The organism is Sporosarcina sp. P13 (assembly GCF_002743055.1).
GTDB lineage: Bacteria > Bacillota > Bacilli > Bacillales_A > Planococcaceae > Sporosarcina.
The window spans coordinates 1-19,029 of sequence record NZ_PDYM01000052.1; the positions used below are offsets into that span (position 1 = coordinate 1).

Sequence of the window (19,029 nt, forward strand, 5' to 3'; positions counted from 1 at the left end):
CCAGATCTGTAAAGTTCGACAATTGTTTGTTTAAATTCCTGGTTATAACGTTTTTGTTTCATTCCGGACACAACCTCTCTATTTATAGGATAGAGACTTAACTAACTTGTGTCCATACATCTATACTAGCTCCAGTAATCTACTTCAATCCTAAATTTGAGTGTGGTGATACTTTGTGTGAACTTGAACTTGAACTTAAACTCAAACAAAATAAAGGAAAGTTAATAAGTCACACGATAACTACAATGAGGTCTAAAAGTATTTATAGTCTACTAATAGGATTGGAGCGTAAGAGGTGGCGACTCCGAGAGGATCAGCGTGAGTCTGAGACCCTGGACTGAACGCAGTGAAGGAAGCGGCTCAGGCCACGCCCTCCGGAAAGCGTCCCCTCTGAAGCGTAAATCCCGGACCACTCATCAACTCCCACTCATCAACTTTTCAACAAATCCTCACTCACTTTAGACATTTTCCGATTTGTTGTAGTATTATGGAAACAACATCATACATACGGGGGCTTGTCTATATATGACTGATCAACAGGCTCGCTTTAGGCGAGAGGACATACTACGAAATACAGAAACAGAAGACTTTGATGTGCTAGTAATAGGTGGCGGCGTGACAGGGGCGGGTATTGCGCTCGATGCTGCTAGCCGAGGACTGAATACAGTGCTAGTAGAAATGCAAGATTTCGCGGCTGGGACTTCGAGTCGTTCGACAAAGATGATTCATGGTGGTTTACGTTATTTAAAAAATCTTGAATTTAAAATCGTCTCACAAACGGGGCGTGAACGTGCGGTAGTCTATGAAAACGGACCTCATGTCACGACTCCTACGTGGCTATTGTTGCCAATCTATAAAGAAGGCACATTTGGCAAATTCAGTAGCTCGATCGGCTTGCGTGTCTATGACATTTTGGCAGGTGTTAAAAAGTCAGAACGGAAAAGTATGCTAAGCAAAAAAGAAACACTACAAGCGGAACCAAAGTTTAATCCAGAAGGTTTGCTCGGTGCAGGGAAGTTTGTAGAGTATCGTTCAGACGATGCGCGCTTAACGATCGAAGTCATCAAAGAAGCCGCGCGTTACGGAGCTTCGGTGTTGAATTATACAAAAGTGACAGACTTTATGTATCAAGACGGTAAGGTGGCAGGCGTGCTGACCATTGATCAACTGACTGGGAAACTAGGCGTGATTCGCGCGAAGAAAGTAGTCAATGCGGCAGGTCCTTGGGTCAATGAAGTACGCGTGAAAGATGAAGCACCGGATCAAAAGCAGCTTCATTTGACGAAGGGCGTTCACTTAGTATTTGACCAAAGTGTCATTCCTTTGGAGCAAACGATTTATTTCGATACACCGGACGGCCGTATGGTGCTGGCGATTCCGCGTGACGGTAAAACGTATATCGGGACGACCGATACGGATTATAAAGGGAGTATGACGGAACCAGAGATTACACAGGCAGATAAGGAGTATTTATTAGAAGCGATTCGTTTTGTTTTTCCGAAGCTTGAGGTAACAGAAGAGCATATTGAATCAGGTTGGGCTGGACTAAGACCATTGATTCAAGAAGAAGGGAAAAGTGCTTCAGCAATCTCACGGAAAGATGAAATTTGGACATCGGATTCGGGTCTGTTGACGATTGCTGGCGGGAAACTGACAGGCTATCGTAAAATGGCAGAGACGATTGTCGATAGGATCGCTGCGGACTGGAAGAAGCAATTTGGCTTAAAAGTTCCAGCGGGTCGCACGAAGAAGCTACCGATTTCAGGTGGTCATGTAGGTGGCTCTAAAGGGTTTGAAGCGTTCATTACGTCTAAAGTACAAGAAGGTAAAGGTTTAGGGTTATCTGAAGAAACGGCTAGTGCATTAGTGAAGCGCTACGGATCTAACGTAGATGAGTTATATGGAGTTATTCAAAACGGTAAAGCAGACGCAGAGCGGGCAAAATTACCGATAGAAATCTATGCGCAAGTTTGGTATTCGATCCATAAAGAATTCGTCTGTACACCAGTAGACTTCTTCTGGCGACGTACGGGGGCGCTATTATTTAACATCGATTGGGTTAATGAATGGAAACAACCTGTAATCAACTATATGGCTGAGCAACTTAATTGGTCTAGTGAAGTAAAGAAAAAAATGACTGAAACATTAGAACGCAATAAGCAACTATGTACAGGCACGATAAGTAAAGAATAGATAAATTCTCCCTCTACCTTACGCAAGATAGGTAGAGGTTTTTTGTATTGTTAATTACTAAACTTTTAGAGGAGTAGGTACTATATGAGCAATAATACAAGTCTGTTAAACTGGTTAATTGTGCTAAGATGATACTATTCGATAACTAGAGAGAGGGAGACTTATGAAAGAAAAAAGAAACCATATACTCGCTTTTTTGTTGATCATGTTTACTGTATGGGGTTTTTCATCTATACAAGTCCAAGCGCAAGACACCTCAAAAGAAAAGGAACTATTGATCGAGTATTCCAATGTTCGTCACTCATTGGCTGAAGAACCTTCCATAGAAGGAGTTGAAATGATAGAGAAAATAGCACCGAAAGTGGAGTTATGGAGATTTACAGAGGATGCAGATATACAAAAAATCTCGCAACAGCTGCAAGAAGATCGAGGTATTTTATCAGTTGAGCCTAACTATGAGCGTCGCTTCCATGTATCCACCAATGATCCATTACTAACAAAGCAATGGTGGATTCAAAGACTTCGCCCCGAATCATTTTGGACAAGGGCCAATCAACAAAAGAAAAGTATCGTCGTGGCGGTCATCGACTCGGGGATCGCTACTAACCATGAAGATCTACAAGGGCGTATACAACCGGGAGGCTATAATTTTCACGGGAATAATACAAATATTGAAGATGTGAATGGCCACGGAACGAGTGTAGCCGGTGTTCTAGCAGCGTCCTATAGTAATGATAAAGGAATTACGGGCATTGCAGGTCCTTATAACGTCAAAATCCTACCACTGAAAGTCACTCATATAACAGGTACTAGTTATGTCTCAGACAGCATCAAAGCAATTGATTATGCTATTAGGAAAAAAGCGGATGTTATTAACTTAAGTCTGGGTAGTAATGAAAGATCATCTGTTGAAAACGCAGCGATACAGCGTGCAATTCAGGCAGGTATTTCCGTTGTAGCCTCTGCTGGTAATGAAGCTGAAGAGGGGAATCTAATCAATTATCCCGCTTCGTATGAAAATGTAATTTCTGTTGGCGCAACGGATAGTAAAAATAGGCGCTCTACTTTCTCAAATTATAATTCGTATATTAGTTTGGTTGCGCCAGGCACGGGTGTTTATACAACTGGGTTATCCAATAGCTATAAATATATGAGTGGAACATCATTTTCTTCACCGATTGTTGCAGGTGCAGCGGGGCTTATTAAATCTATACGGCCAGATTACACGCCGCAACAAATCAAGCAGTTATTGGAAAACACTGCAATAGATTTGGGAGTTCCGGGGAAGGATTCACACTTTGGCGCGGGATTACTGAACCTAGAAAGAGTGAATAACGCACTTGCGGATTTAGTCGTTCGGGTACAACGTGTGGAACTTGATGTGTCAGAGTTGACAGTAGATTTGGATCATAAAAGTAATCAGTCGGGCACTACTGAAGAGCAGTCAGCAAATTTCTCATTTGATAATGCATTCATGGAAGTTGGCGAAACGAATGTATTCCTAGCTGGAGTAGAGTCGAATGCGAAGTTGACGTCATCGAATCCGCAAGTCGCTACGGTCGATGCGAATGGTATGGTGCGGGCGATTGCTAAAGGAACGGCAACCATTCGTTATGCAAGTAACACGACAACGAAGGAAGCGCGAATAAAAGTGGCAACGAAGACTAATCAACCAAAGAGCGCGCTATTTGAAACGGTTTTGCCAGTAGATGCAGCAGATCAATCCGTCACATGGACATCATCGAATCCAGCAGTTGCTGAAGTAGATGAATATGGAATAATTACAGGGAAGCAAGTAGGAGCTACGGTAATTACTGTGCGAACAAGAGATGGTGGATTGACTGCAAGCACAGCAGTGAACGTCATAGGTGGGCAAGCGCCAATAGAGTTTATAGGGGATTTTCCTGCAATGTCTGTCGGGCAAGATAAGGTATTCACGATTAACTTTAACCAAGAACTCCAAGCTGGGAAGGATTATAGTCAAGATATCCAAGTTTCACGTAAGCCAGACGGGACAGATCACGTGACTTCTTTTACAGCGAAAGTGGATCCTGCTTCGCTGAAGAAGTTGCGTATTACACCGATTGGAACGTGGGATGAAGGTACGCACTACTTAACGATTAAGAAAAGTTTGCAAAATGCACACGTTGTTTCGTTGAAGAAAGATGTACGGATGAAGTTTGATGTAATTAAAACGAATGAACTTCCGTTTATCAAGACGTATACATTCAAAAGCAATTACGACTTTGATTGGAAGTATACAACAAGGTTGGGACAAAACCAAAAAAATGCATGAAGGACAAAATTCCCTTCATGCATTCTTTTTTTTTGACTTCGTATTTATACACGTCTCTTTTTTAATATACAAGAGCGTAGGGGAACGGACTATTTACTAGTAATGCAAAGCCCCATTAGTTGGCCTTAAGATTTCATGTCAATAATCATTTCATCCACTTCAGGAGTAGTCGTAATGAGTTCCATTTCCTTCAACCAATCACGAACCTCTTCCCAAGAAGTTGGGTCTAGATCTCCAAATTTTGCTGTTTCTGAATCCATTTTCGGCAATAAAACATTCAAGCTTTCCGTTTCGATTGCTTTATCAAGTGGGAAGTTTGCTTTGTCTTGATTGCTAAGTAGGATATCCAATGCTTCTTCAGGGTTTTCTTTCATGAAGTTGTATCCTTTTTCTGCTGCTTTCCAGAACGATTGAATCGCTTCTTGATCTTTTTTCCATGTATCGTCGCTCGTCACAAGAACTATTTCACTATAGTTCGGTACGCCGTATTCTACTGGATTAAAGTAGCGTGCTTTATAGCCTTTGCTTTCCATAACAGGGACTTCATGATTGATAAATGTACCAGTTACTGCATCGACTCGTTTAGAAACAACAGATGCTTCTAGTTCAAAACCTACATCAATCATTTTCACTTTTTCGTAATCGCCACCATCGTGTGTAACCATTGTTTTGATCAATGATTCATTTAATGGAATGCCAGGGTAACCGATTATTTTACCTTCCAAGTCTTTTGGAGACTGGATCGGACTGTCTTCTAGCATTACTGTGTAATTAAGTGGTTCTTGTACAATCGATGCGATCGCTTTAACGGGAACTTGCTCATTTGCTTGTGCCAAGATAACATCTGGTTGGTAATAAAATCCGAGGGTTACTTTTCCTGCCGCCGTCAAATTCATTGGATCGGTTGGGGTGGCAGGGAATTGAATATCCACTTCCACGTTTTCTTCATCAAAAAAACCTTTTTCTTGCGCTACGTACAAATAGCTGTGTACTGCGTTTGGATACCAGTCGAGCATAATGCTGACTTTCTTCTTTTCTTCTTTTGGTGTTTCTTCCTTCTTTCCTGTGTCCGCGCTGTTACTACAGCCAGCGAGTAACAAAAGAAGAAAAGCGATGCCGAATAAAAATCGTTTGTTCATTGGTGTTTCCTCCAGTGTAAAAATATTTTTTCCAACCATACGACAAATAAGAAACAGATAATACCTACTGCAGAAAGTAAAACGATCGGTGCGAATACCGCTGCACTATCGAATTGTGTCATCATTCTTCGACTAAAATAACCGAGACCTGCCTGCGCGCCAAGCCATTCACCGATTGCTGCGCCTATGACACTTAGTGTGACTGCTACTTTTAGTCCTGAAAAGAACGAAGGTAGGGCAGAAGGGATGTCTAGTTTAAAGAAAATGTCTTTTGTGGACGCCCCCATCGTTAACATCAATTCCCGCAAGTTTCGGTCTGATGAACGTAAACCGTCGAATACGCTGACGGTAATCGGGAAAAATGTGATTAGTACGGTGACTGCCACTTTACTCCAAATACTGTAGCCGAGCCATAGGACAAAAATCGGTGCGAGTGCGATGATCGGAATCGTCTGTGATGCGATAAGAATTGGATAAAACGCCTGCTCAATTGGTTTTTTCATATACATTGAAACTGCTAGTGCCGAGCCGATGACGATCGAAATTGTGAGTCCAATCAAAATGGTCAGTGCTGTGGGTGGTAAGTGATGGATGAATAGTTCAGCTTTCAGTTCCCACAGTTTCACCAGGATAGCGGACGGCGATGGAAAAAGAAAGCTCTTGTCATAAAGACGTGCACCGATTTCCCAACTGACTAGCAAGACGGTGATGAATGCGATGGACCAAGTATAGGATAAAAGTTTTTTCATAGCGATGCCTCCGAACGAAGCTCCGAAATTAACCGTTCTTTCAGTTCGATCATTTCTGGTTGTGCCAAGTTCCGCATCGTGCGCGGTCGATCGAGTGGAACGACTATTTCACGAATCGTTTGTACGGGTTTTTCAGCTAATACAAAAATACGATCGGATAAAAATAAGGCTTCGTCAATATCATGCGTGATAAATAAAATCGTCTTATCGAATTTCTGCCATTGATCGACCAGCCATTCCTGCATCGTCAATCGCGTAATGGCGTCAAGTGCACTAAAAGGCTCGTCCAAAAGTAAAATATTCGATCCGGTAAGAACTGTACGCAAAAATGACACACGCTGCCTCATACCTCCTGACAAGTTCGCAGGATAGGTATTTTCTACTCCAGCCAAACCGAAATCCGCCAGCAATTCAATAATCCGAGCATGGGCTTGTTTCTTCCCTTGAAGTTCAAGAGGAAGCCTAACATTTTCTAAAATCGTTCGCCACGGCATTAATAAATCTTGCTGCGGCATATACCCCACTTGGCCTAACCGATTGTCTGAAGCTTCACCATTTACAAGAATTTGTCCGCCGTCTGGATTTTCCAGTCCTGTAATTAGTCGGAAAAGTGTACTTTTACCATAACCACTGGGCCCGATAATGCTAACAAACTCACCTTCATGCACACGTAAATGAACATGATCTAAAATAGCAGTCGGAAGGGATGTCTTAGCTGCTTGATAATGGAATGACACGCTATCGAATTCCAGTACTGTTTTCTTCATGTAATGATCACGTCTCTTTTCTTAAAATCATCTACGCAAAAAAACCACTTCTTTTTGCGAAGCGGTTACATAATACGGCCTAAACCGTTCATATAGTCCACTTCCCTTCGCTAGCATTATCTAGTGCAGGTTAAAGGGTTAAGGCAACAGCCTCTCTTAGCAAAAGCACCCCTAGTGTTTATCCATTTACTATCGTTGCATAGTCTGTATGGTTAGTCAAGATATGACAAAAGTAAAATGGTATATGACCGAAATCTAATCATTATCATACAATAATGATTGCAAATCTACAAAAAACTATATAACATAGTGACTGCAAGACTGAAATGGTATTCCGGTCAACTGGAAAGAGGTGTCATGATGAATCGCAGAGAAGAAATCATGTTAGCGGCTGAAAAGTCGTTTACGATGTTTGGCTATAAAGCAACGACGATGGATCAAGTGGCGAAGATTGCGAACGTGGGTAAAGGGACGATTTATACGTTCTTTGCTACGAAGGAAGAGTTATTTCATTCGATTGTCTGGAAGATGGTTGGTGAAATGAAAAATGTTTCGGAAAAAGTCGTGATTGTAGGAGCGTCCTTTCAAGAGAATGCACACGCCCGGATTATGCAATTATTGAAATTCCGAGAGACACATCAATTATTCATCAAACTAATCCAAGAAGAAAATGAGTTGCGGACGCCAGCTGTCGGAGAGGTATTGGCGACGATTGAGCAAGAAATCCTGAAATACATTACGAGTAAGATTGACCGTGGTGTGGCAAAAGGTGAGCTAAAACCATGCAATAGCGAGTTGATCGCTTATCTTTTATTCAAATCGTATCTTGCATTAGTAGTCGATTGGAATAAAACACATGAAGAGCAGTTGACGGAAGAACAGATTGCAGAAGTGTTGAATGATACGATTTTCTCCAGTTTATTAGTTTGATTTTGAGGTGGGGTTAGTTCAGAGATGAATAAAATATGGTTTATCGTCAAACGGGATATCCGAAATATTACAAAGAATAAAGCAGCATTGATTGTCATCGCAGCTATCGCTTTTCTGCCATCACTTTATGCTTGGCTCAATATACTTGCTTCTTGGGACCCTTATTCGAACACTAAAGGAGTTTCAGTCGCTATTGTTAGTGAAGATAAAGGAGCGACTATTAAGGACAAAGAGTTTAATGTCGGGGATGAAGTCATCGTTTCACTGACCAAGAATGATGACTTAGGTTGGCAGTTCGTTACGAAAGACGAAGCGATCAAAGGAGTTAAGCATGGCGATTATTACGCAGCGATCATTATTCCCGAAGACTTTTCGGAGAATTTGAGTAGCGTAGTCACTGATGATATTAAACAACCTCGGTTAGATTATTATATCAATGAAAAGATCAACGCGATTTCCCCGAAAGTAGCAGGTAAGGGGGCATCTGCTATTGTTGAAAATATTGATAAAACATTTGTCGAAGAAGCAAATCAAGCGGTAATTAAAGTCTTCAATAATTTGGGAGTAGAATTGCAAGGCAATCGTGCAACTATTGAAAGGTTGCGTGACTTGATTTATAAACTGGAAGAGGATATTCCAGATATATATTCGAAGCTACAGTTAGTGGATAAAGGCTTGAATTACGCGGATTCATCCATCGATCGAGTAGATGTCGTGCTTGATGATGTGGACACGGTTCATGCAAATGCGAAAAAACTTAACGCACGATTGATTAAAAAACTTGAAGAGAATGAAAAAACTGTAGATCAAACATTGAATGCCATCACCTCAAATCTTGAAAGTGCGCAAACGGCATTTCGCAAAGTGCCAGATTTGACGAGCGAGCTATCGAGCAAGGGAGAAGATGTAGATCGTATTGTCAATTCGCTTCGTGATAAGCAAGGGAAATTAGCAGATACGAATGCTCGTTTAGATGATATTTATGATTTTTTGAAAAAGCAGGATCAAAGTGTAAAAGACTCTACGAATATTAAGAATTTACAGGCTTCATTGAGTAGCAGTGTGGAGGATTTGAGTCGTTTAAAGCAAAACTTGCAGACGTTGATTGTCGATTTACAAAGCGGTAAGAATCCAGCGGCTGATTTAATTATACAGACGCAGGAATTATCGGATAAACTGGCTCAGAATATGGATCGCATTCAAGATAGTTATCAAAATGTACTGTACCCACAAACTGAAAAATTGATGAAGCAATTGCAGGAGCTTTCTAGTAATATGACAGCTTTATTAGACCGGGCGACCGAAGTAAATAACGATGCATTGCAAGCTGTGCAACGGTTGATCGATAAGAGTGAATCACTAGACTTCAGTGCAATCCAAAAGGAACTGGATAGCATGTCGTCCGCTATAGTGGGGCAGTTGGGCAAGGTGGATCACGTGATTTCATTACTAGAAGCTGCGGCTAAATTAACGGGTAGTGATAAAATTGCCAGTCTTGAACAGAGATTCGTCGCATTAAAGGCCCAGCTAGAAAAGACTAATCAAGTCATCAATGAGATACAAACTTCAATTGAAAGAGGAGAAAAGCCGAGTCTTGATTTGCTGAATCAACTTAAAAGTCAGTTGCAAGCCACTCAACAACGGATTATCGATGCGCGAAACCAATTTGACCAAAATAGCCAAAATGCATTGAATCAAGCGATTGAGCAATTGAAGTCATTCGATCAAGGATTACGTGATCGATTCAATGAGTTACAAGCGTCAAAAACAGAAATTGACGAAAAGCTGAAAACTCTACTTGAAACAGCCGAGAATCCGCAGCGAACAATTGAAGCGTTGGAAACGATGGTCGGTCGCATTGATAACGGACTTTCAGCGATTGGATCTATCACTAGCGGATTGACTGATCTTCAGGACTTCATTCATTCGGATAAGCTTTCGAGTGAAATTGAGAGAATTAAAACGATACAAGAAAGTTTGTCTTCTACGCAGACATCAATTGATGGGTTGATAGGACGCATTAACGAATCAAAAGCGAATGGTGAGAAACATGTAGCTGAAATCGATCGTGTGTCTGGTGAGTTAGATCGTTCGGTTGGAGAAGCGATTAATTTCGTCAATAGCGATCTCACTAGAAAATATAAATCCGTCATGCGGGATGCGACGAATGCGTTGTATGATGTATCCGATGTTTTAGATGAAGTGAACGGACGTATTCCACGTTTACGCGAGGCGCTCAGTAAGGCAGAAGCGGGTGTAGCTACAGGAAAAAAAGATCTTGCGAAGGCCGAGAAATATTTCCCTGAAGCACGTGAAGCGATTGAGACAATGGCAGAAAAAATTCGAGGGTTAGAAAAAGACGGTGATTTAGATAAGTTGTTAAATGTTCTCGCAACCGATCCAATTGGCGTCAGTAAGTTTTTTGCGGACCCTGTTGTCTTGGATGAGCATCAGCTGTATCCAATTCCGAACTACGGCTCTGCGATGAGTCCATTTTATACGACACTATCGTTATGGGTAGGCGCGTTGCTTATGGTTTCAACGTTGAAAGTAGACATTCGAGAAAAATCACGATTCAAAAGCTACCAAACATATCTTGGAAGATTGATCATCTTTGCGGGGATTGGAGCGATTCAGTCACTAATCGTCACGCTAGGTGAACTGTTCATCATGAATACGTATGTCGTGAACAAGTTACCTTATGTCTTGTTTGGTGTACTAGTAAGTATAGTATTCGTTACGATTGTTTACACGCTAGTTTCCGTATTCGGTAACACAGGTAAAGTCATGGCGATTATATTAATGGTTATGCAACTCGGAGCATCAGGTGGTACATTCCCAATCCAAATGGCACCCGAATTCTTCCAAAAGATTTCAGCATTCATGCCATTTACCCATGCGATCACATTGTTGCGTGAAGCAATTGGCGGTATCCTCTGGGAAGTAGCATGGAAGCAGATGTTGTATTTAGGAATTTACTTCGTTCTTGCTTTAGTTATCGGTATCGGTTTGAAGAAATTCTTCAATAAATCTAGTGATAAGTTTATGGAGAAGGCGAAGGAGAGTAATATTGTGATTTGATTAAACACTGCATCAAAAGTCGGTTTTGCTGACTTTTTGTGCAGTTTTTTTATTGGGGGGGTGGATTGTGTAGGATAGCGCCAAACTCTGATGGGACCGCGCGAAAGTTATGTAGGACCGCGCGAAAGCCATGTAGGTCCGCGCCAAAGTCTGGCGGGCCCGCGCTAAAGTTATGCAGGACCGCGCCAAAGTCTGGCGGGCCCGCGCGAAAGTTATGTGGGACCGCGCCAAAGTCTGGCGGGCCCGCGCGAAAGCCATGTTGAACCGCGCCAAACTGGAGTAAGCCCAAGCGAAAGTCATGTAAGACCGCACAACCCCCGGCCGGATTACACTAAAACAATGTCCAACTATACAAATCAAAACTATAATGTTATCAAGTAGTGATGTGAAAGTAATAAAAAATCACTAAACATTATCAATAAAATTAACGTTCTAGTTCTTAATAATCAATTTTGTGAAAAAGAAAGAAAAATTGATATGTTTACAACCAACAAATTCATTTTTCAGCCGAAATATGCCATCAAAAATTAAAAATACTGCCTAAATGGATACCGAAATTCAAAAATGGTCGTTACATTCCCAAGTAGTTGCTTACTTGCTATACTAGTGAAAATAAGGAAAGGTGGCGGAATAGTTTGATTTATAAACAAAGGGGTGTACCGAAGATTCTTCTGGGGCAGCAAGCTCTACTTAGGAGATTGAGTCCCGATCATTCGAAATTTAAAAAATTGCAGAAAGACTATTACAATAGCCAAGCTGGGTATAGTGGGGAAAAAGACTTTGACTATCAGATGCGGGAATTCAAACCAGATTATCCATATGCTATCTTGCACGATGTATATCTCCAGCAAGATCAAATTTATTTTCAAATCGACTCCCTTCTTATTACGTCCAGTTACATTGTGGTCTTCGAAGTCAAAAATATGGCGGGCAAACTACTGATTACTCAACATCCGACACAGTTCATAAAAGAGGAATTGAATGGTGAACGAACCGTCTTGAAAAGTCCGATCGAAGAACTGGAACGGAAAAAGTATTTCCTAACACGTTGGTTGCGTAAAAATGGAGTTGAGATACCACTTATCGATTTTGTGGTACTTGCTTATCAAAATGAACTAATCATTGAAAATCTCACGACTGACAAAGTAGCATTTTCTTATGAAATGCCTAACAGACTGCGAAAATTAGAAATGAATCGGGAGTGGTTGTCGGGCAGGGAAATTAGACAACTAGCTAATCAAATAAATTCGTTTCATTGTAATTATAATCCATTCCCTCTCAATAAAAAGTATGAGGTTTTGCCAAAGGATATCCGTCCAGGTGTCTATTGCACAGCTTGTCAACAATTACAAATGTCTTGGGTAGTAAAAACGTGGAGGTGTTCCAATTGTGGCCACCGTGATTTGCATGCTCATTATCTCGCGCTTCACGATTGGTACTGTATTAATGGTCCGCTCATCACAAACAAGCAACTTCGTCAATTTCTCCAAATCAATAGCCGCCATACAGCACGTCGCCTTCTAACTACTCCGAACACACGTGTAACCGGGAATGGTCGTGGAGCAGTCCACTATATTTCCCCGAAAGTCCTAACCTCAAATGAACTATCCTACAACTAATTCCAGTAATGTTGCCCACACTAAATTATAGTTCTTTGCCTTAGTATGAATAGAATCAAACCTTATTTAGCTTTTTGCATCGTACAAAAGATACTAGCAAATCACGCTGGAGACCTGGTTGACCGCGCGAAAGGCACGTTGAACCGCGCCATTCGATCGTGTCACCGCGCCAAAACCAGTCCAGACCGCGCCATTCGAATGAATCCCCGCGCCAAAGCCGAACCAGACCGCGCCATTCGAATGAATCCCCGCGCCAAAGCCGAACCAGACCGCGCCATTCGAATGAATCCCCGCGCCAAAGCCGAACCAGACCGCGCCATTCGACCGAATCCCCGCGCCAAAACCAGTCCAGACCGCGCTATTCGACCGAATCCCCGCGCCATAGCCTTACCAGACCGCGCCATTCGCTCGCATCCCCGCGCCAAAGCCAGTCCAAACCGCGCCATTCGCTCGAAGCCCCGCGCCAAAGCCGAACCAGACCGCGCCATTCGGCCGAATCCCCGCGCCAAAACCAACCCAAACCGCGCCAACCTAACCCAACGCATCTATTATCAGACAAAACACTATCTTCTATATAATCCTCCCTCTATTGACACTAAAAAACCTCGTCTGTTATCATTACGTGTAACCGGTACCACATAATGCAGACTGAAGGTGAAATGGATGGCGACTATACGAGATGTTGCCCAAAAGGCAGGAGTTTCGGCAGCGACTGTTTCACGGTATTTGAATAAAAAAGGCTATATTAGCGATGATGCGAAGCGGGTTATTGCTGCGGCGATTGAAGAATTGAATTATCGGCCAAGTATGATTGCGCGTTCGCTTAGTACGAAGCAGACAACATTCATTGGTTTAATTGTACCAGATATTGTCAATCCGTTTTTTCCGGAGCTTGCCCGTGCAATAGAAGATGTGGCGCTTGCTTCTGGATATACAATCGTCTTGTGTAATTCGGATGAAAAAATTGAAAAAGAAATCCATTATTTAACGACGTTACAGCAAAAATATGCAGCTGGATTTATTGTCGTCACAAGTAATGCAGAGGCGGATCATTATACTACACTGGATATTCCTATTGTTGCGGTTGACCGAAGAATTCATTCGTCCATACCTTTTGTAGCTACAGATAATCGCGAAGGCGCACGAATTGGTGTGGAGCACTTGTTGGCGAGTGGTTGTCAGAGTATTTTATGCATGAGAGGACCGGCTGAAGTTGGTCCGGCAAATGATCGTTTTTTAGGATTCATAGACGCCGTGGAGGGTAAAGTAATAGAAACGCATGTTGTAGAATGTCCTTTCCAATTCGAAGCTTCTGAATTGGCTGCTCGCGAGCAATTAGAACGACAGTCGATTGATGGCATTTTTGCGAGCAGTGATGTTTCAGCAGCAGGTGCGATGAAAGCAGCTTATTCGCTTGGCATCAAGATTCCAGATCAATTACAAATCGTTGGCTATGACGGAACGATGCTGGCAGGTCAGCTAACTCCAAGTTTAACGACAGTGGCTCAAGATGTATATAAAATCGGGACACTGGCCGCAAGAATGCTCATTAAGTTAATAGAAGGCCAAGAAGTGACGGAGCGAGAAATTCAGATTCCAGCCGAATTGATTATTCGAGAAACGACAAGGAGTGAGGCGCAATGATAACGGTCATTGGCAGTGCGAATATGGATTTAGTTGTGGGTACAGAAAATTTCCCGAACCAAGGGGAAACAGTTATCGGAAATATTTTTGATACAGTGCCTGGTGGAAAAGGAGCGAACCAAGCGATAGCGGCAGCACGACTTGGGGGAGAAGTTCATATGGCTTGTTGTGTCGGTAATGATTTATTTGGCACAAGTATTGTGGATAATCTTCAACAGAACGACATCGATACGACAGGCGTGTTGCAAGTTAATGCGGCTTCAGGAATTGCCAATATTTTATTATCAGAAGGCGATAATCGTATCATTGTTGTACCTGGCGCGAACTCTTTATTGATGCCTTCTCATATTGATGTGATGGAAGAGGTTATTAAGAAAAGTAAATTGGTGATGCTACAACTAGAGATACCGATTCCTACCGTCATCTATGCGTTAGCAAAATGCCAAGCAATTGGTGTGCCGGTGTTATTGAATCCAGCACCCGCTCGTGGGTTTGATTTAAATATGATGCCTTCGATTACCTATTTAACACCGAATGAAACGGAATGTGAACAGATTTTTGGCATGGATATGATAGACGCGTTAGAAAAATATCCGAACCGATTAATTATCACCCTAGGCAGTGACGGTGCTCGTTATTTCGATGGAGAACGACATATCATCGTAGAAGGTTTCAAGACAAATGTTGTGGATACGACTGGCGCGGGCGACACTTTTAACGGTGCGCTGGCTCATGGCATTGTAACAGGCATGGGTCTTGAACAAGCGGTTCGGTTCGCAAATGCAGCGGCTTCTCTTTCTGTAGAAAAGTTTGGTGCACAAGGTGGTATGCCAACTTTTGAAGAAGTAAAAAGTCGTTTGGAGGGAAGGCTATGAAGAAGCACGGGATGATCAATCGTGAAATTGCTTCCGTACTCGCACGAATGGGGCATACCGATCAATTGACGATTGCTGATTGCGGCCTCCCGATACCAGAAGGCGTGGCATGCATCGACCTTTCTTATACGTTAGGCAAACCGAGCTTCGTAGAGATTTTATCTGAACTGTTAAAGGATTTTGAAGCAGAAAAACTATATATTGCGGATGAAATGAAAGCGGGAAATCCCGCTGTTTATGATGAGGTTAAACAGTTAGAATGTGCGATAGATGAAATTACACATGAACAGCTAAAAGAAATGACTAAACAATCCAAGGTCATTATTCGTACAGGAGAAGCGACGCCATATGCCAATGTAATCTTGCAAGCCGGCGTCATATTCTGAAAGTGGGTGAGCAGAGATGATTGCGATGAGTGGGATTACAAAAAGTTTTAATGGCAATAAAGTACTGGAAGATGTCAGGTTTGAAGTAGCAAAAGGTGAAATCCATGCACTGATGGGTGAGAATGGTGCAGGAAAATCCACGCTGATGAAAATATTGACGGGTATTTATACGCGCGATGCTGGTGAAGTATGGGTCAAAGGGAAAAAAGTAGAGTTCAAAAATGCCAAGGAAGCGGAAGAAGCCGGTATTGCGGTTATTCACCAAGAGTTGAACATTTTACCGGATTTAACGGTTGCCGAGAACTTTTATTTGGGTAGTGAAATGACTATTGGTAAGAGTGGAATTTTGAAAACGAAGGAAATGAATCGTAAAGCAGAAGAAATTCTTGCGAAACTTGGGTTGCAAATCGATGCGCGTACAGTTGCTCGTGAATTATCTGTCGGGAAGCAACAAATCATCGAGATCGCCAAAGCTGTTTCATCCAATGCGGAACTAATTATTATGGATGAGCCGACAGCTGCGTTGACAGATCGTGAAATTGAGACGTTATTTGAAACCGTTCGTACGTTGCAAGCGGAAGGTGTGTCATTTGTTTATATATCTCATCGAATGGAAGAAATTTTCTCGATGTGCGATCGCATTACGATATTACGTGATGGACAATACGTAGGTGTGAAACGAATAAAAGAGACAACATTTGAAGAAATTGTACAGATGATGGTCGGTCGTGAATTAGGAGAACGTTTTCCTAAACGAACACATGCGATTGGTGATGTAAAGCTGAAAGTAGAAGGTTTGGGTCGCGATGAGTTATTTAAACATGTATCGTTTGATGTGCGAAAAGGTGAAATTCTTGGTATTGCAGGCTTGATGGGTGCGGGTAGAACAGAAGTCATTCAATCCATTTTCGGCTTTAAGAAACCGACGGCAGGAGAAATTTTCATCGATGGTAAGAAAGTGGTTATTTCAAATCCGTTGCAAGCCAAAAAGCTTGGCATTGGTTATGTCACGGAAGATCGAAAATCAGAAGGTCTTATTTTGGATTTCTCCGTACAAGACAATATGAGCTTAACGAATTTTGATCGGATTTCCAAGTCAGGTTTTATTCAGCGGACGAAGGAAAGTGCGCTTTATCATACGATGTCGAAACGTTTAGGTGTGCGGACATCTGGGCCAGAACAAATCGTGAAATCGCTAAGTGGTGGTAATCAGCAAAAGGTCGTTATTGCGAAGTGGCTAGGAATCGAGCCAGATATTCTATTTTTAGATGAACCGACGCGTGGTGTCGATGTTGGCGCGAAGAAAGAGATTTACAGTATTATCAATGAGCTCGCTGAACGTGGTGTGGCGATTGTGATGATTTCATCAGAATTGCCTGAAGTTATTGGGATGGCGGATCGTGTGCTCGTTATGCATGAAGGCCAATTGATGGCGGATTTACCGAAAGAAGAAATGACACAAGAACGTATTATGCATTTTGCTACAGGGGGTGACAAAGTTGTCCAAAACTAATATGAAATCTTCATTACAAAAACTAGGTCCCGTTATTGGGCTACTATTAATTGTTGTTATTATTTCCATTATGAGTCCAAGTTTTTTAACGCTTAACAATCTTTTTAACGTGTTACGACAAGTGTCTATTAACGCATTGATTGCGTTTGGAATGACATTTGTTATTTTAACTGGTGGAATTGATTTATCAGTTGGGTCCATATTAGCATTAACAGGAGCAGTGACTGCTGGTATGATGTCAGGTGGCATGGATCCAATATTAGCGATGCTACTTGGTGTGCTACTTGGTGTGTTACTAGGTGCGATCAACGGCTTGATTATCGCGAAAGGGAAAGTGGCTCCATTTATCGCGACACTTGCGACGATGACGATTTTCCGAGGATTGACGCTCGTTTATACAGAAGGTCGTCCAATTTCTGGACTTGGAGATTCGATGACATTCAAAATGCTCGGTAAAGGATATATTTTCGGTATCCCAGTTCCGGTCATTACGATGGCAATCGCGTTCGCTGTATTGTATTTCATTTTGAAGAAAACGACGTTCGGCCGCCGTGTGTATGCGGTAGGTGGGAACGAAGAAGCATCACGTCTATCTGGAATTAATGTGGATCGAATTAAGATCTACGTCTATTCACTCGCGGGTGGATTGACGGCGATTGCCGCATTGATTTTGACATCACGCTTGAATTCAGCACAGCCTACTGCAGGGAATATGTTTGAATTAGATGCGATTGCTGCAGTCGTACTTGGTGGGACAAGCTTAACGGGTGGTCGAGGTTGGATTGTCGGTACATTGGTTGGTGCGTTAATTATCGGTGTGCTAAATAATGGGTTGAATTTGATCGGTGTATCCTCTTTCTTCCAACAGGTAGTAAAGGGTGCAGTCATATTAATCGCGGTTCTTTTGGATCGCAAAAAAACAGCATAAGGAGATGGGTTGAATGAAAAATTTGAAGTGGGCGTTTCTCATGGCAGTAGTTTTAGTACTAGCTGCTTGTTCGATGGATCAACCAGGTTCTAGTTCCTCTGATGATAAAGGGGATGCAGGTAAAGACGGAGATAAAACATATAAAATTGGACTTTCAGTTTCTACTTTAAACAATCCGTTCTTCGTGACGTTGAGTGAAGGTGTGAAAGAACAAGCGAAAGAATCAGGCGCAAAAGTTATCGTAGTTGATGCACAAGATGATGCGTCGAAACAGGCAAGTGACGTTGAAGATTTAATTCAACAAGGTGTAGATTTATTAATTATTAACCCGACAGATTCACAGGCAGTTGTATCAGCTGTAGAATCTGCGAACAGTTCGAACGTTCCAGTCATTACAGTGGACCGTAGCGCAGAAGGTGGAGAAGTTGTTTCTCATATCGCTTCTGATAATAAAGCTGGTGGTGTGTTAGCTGGCGAATACATGTTGGAACTACTTGGTGACGATACTGCACAAGTAGCGGAACTCGAAGGAATTGCAGGGTCTTCGGCAGCACGTGACCGTGGAGCTGGTTTCAATGAAGCAGTTGACGGTAAAGTGAATATTGTTGCGAAACAAACAGCGAACTTTAACCGTGCAGAAGGTTTAACAGTTATGGAAAACATTTTGCAAGCAAACCCGGACATTCAAGCTGTGTTTGCCCATAATGATGAAATGGCGCTTGGCGCGTTAGAAGCGATTCAGTCAGCTGGAAAAGATATCATTGTTATCGGATTTGACGCAACAGACGATGCAGTTGCTTCTGTTAAAGAAGGAAAATTAGCAGCAACAATTGCACAAAAGCCTGAAGAGATTGGAAAAAAGGCGATGATAGCAGCGATTGCTAAGTTGAAAGGCGAAGACGTTGAAGC

14 protein-coding genes and 1 riboswitch are annotated in these 19,029 nt (G+C 42.2%); of the genes, 11 read left to right on the top strand and 3 right to left on the bottom strand.

Annotation, left to right across the window (positions count from 1 at the left end; genetic code table 11):
- The first annotated feature begins 525 nt into the window (after nt 1-525).
- Entirely contained in the window at nt 526-2,193 is a 1,668-nt protein-coding gene (locus CSV79_RS15600; RefSeq protein ID WP_099689971.1) for a glycerol-3-phosphate dehydrogenase/oxidase, read from the top strand.
- A 163-nt stretch (nt 2,194-2,356) separates the two neighbouring features.
- Nucleotides 2,357-4,489, top strand: a complete 2,133-nt coding sequence (locus tag CSV79_RS15605) for a S8 family serine peptidase (protein ID WP_099689972.1) — start codon at nt 2,357-2,359, stop codon at nt 4,487-4,489.
- 125 nt (nt 4,490-4,614) lie between these two features.
- On the opposite strand, the gene CSV79_RS15610 is transcribed toward CSV79_RS15605, so the two are convergent.
- From CSV79_RS15610 to CSV79_RS15620, 3 genes are read right to left on the bottom strand one after another with little or no spacing between them, the layout of a single operon-like run.
- Entirely contained in the window at nt 4,615-5,628 is a 1,014-nt protein-coding gene (locus tag CSV79_RS15610) for an ABC transporter substrate-binding protein (protein WP_099689973.1), read from the bottom strand.
- A complete protein-coding gene (locus tag CSV79_RS15615; RefSeq protein ID WP_099689974.1) occupies nt 5,625-6,377 on the bottom strand; it encodes an ABC transporter permease in 753 nt (250 codons plus the stop codon). Before CSV79_RS15615 ends, CSV79_RS15610 begins: the two co-directional genes overlap by 4 nt.
- A complete protein-coding gene (locus CSV79_RS15620; protein WP_099689975.1) occupies nt 6,374-7,144 on the bottom strand; it encodes an ABC transporter ATP-binding protein in 771 nt (256 codons plus the stop codon). Before CSV79_RS15620 ends, CSV79_RS15615 begins: the two co-directional genes overlap by 4 nt.
- Nucleotides 7,145-7,229: 85 nt before the next feature.
- Nucleotides 7,230-7,327, bottom strand: a riboswitch (TPP riboswitch).
- Between the two features lie 177 nt (nt 7,328-7,504).
- Here CSV79_RS15620 and CSV79_RS15625 point away from each other — a divergent pair.
- The 9 genes from CSV79_RS15625 to CSV79_RS15675 all read left to right on the top strand — a co-directional run.
- Entirely contained in the window at nt 7,505-8,074 is a 570-nt protein-coding gene (locus CSV79_RS15625) for a TetR/AcrR family transcriptional regulator (protein ID WP_099689976.1), read from the top strand.
- Between the two features lie 24 nt (nt 8,075-8,098).
- Complete coding sequence (locus CSV79_RS15630) at nt 8,099-11,155, top strand: YhgE/Pip domain-containing protein (protein ID WP_099689977.1); 3,057 nt, start codon at nt 8,099-8,101, stop codon at nt 11,153-11,155.
- 635 nt (nt 11,156-11,790) lie between these two features.
- Nucleotides 11,791-12,774 (top strand): nuclease-related domain-containing protein, encoded by a 984-nt coding sequence (locus tag CSV79_RS15640; protein WP_099689979.1) that lies wholly within the window; start codon nt 11,791-11,793, stop codon nt 12,772-12,774.
- A 663-nt stretch (nt 12,775-13,437) separates the two neighbouring features.
- Entirely contained in the window at nt 13,438-14,418 is a 981-nt protein-coding gene (locus CSV79_RS15650) for a LacI family DNA-binding transcriptional regulator (RefSeq protein WP_099689980.1), read from the top strand.
- A complete protein-coding gene (gene rbsK / locus CSV79_RS15655) occupies nt 14,415-15,293 on the top strand; it encodes a ribokinase (RefSeq protein ID WP_099689981.1) in 879 nt (292 codons plus the stop codon). Before CSV79_RS15650 ends, rbsK begins: the two co-directional genes overlap by 4 nt.
- Entirely contained in the window at nt 15,290-15,679 is a 390-nt protein-coding gene (rbsD, locus tag CSV79_RS15660; RefSeq protein WP_099689982.1) for a D-ribose pyranase, read from the top strand. Before rbsK ends, rbsD begins: the two co-directional genes overlap by 4 nt.
- Before the next feature lie 16 nt (nt 15,680-15,695).
- The gene (locus CSV79_RS15665) at nt 15,696-17,192 is read left to right on the top strand and encodes a sugar ABC transporter ATP-binding protein (protein WP_099689983.1); all 1,497 of its coding nucleotides are present in this window, start codon (nt 15,696-15,698) and stop codon (nt 17,190-17,192) included.
- Nucleotides 17,179-18,120, top strand: coding sequence for a ribose ABC transporter permease (gene rbsC, locus CSV79_RS15670; RefSeq protein ID WP_099689984.1), 942 nt, complete (start codon nt 17,179-17,181; stop codon nt 18,118-18,120). Before CSV79_RS15665 ends, rbsC begins: the two co-directional genes overlap by 14 nt.
- A 13-nt stretch (nt 18,121-18,133) precedes the next feature.
- The coding region (locus tag CSV79_RS15675; protein WP_099689985.1) for a D-ribose ABC transporter substrate-binding protein at nt 18,134-19,029 on the top strand (896 nt) is incomplete at its 3' end.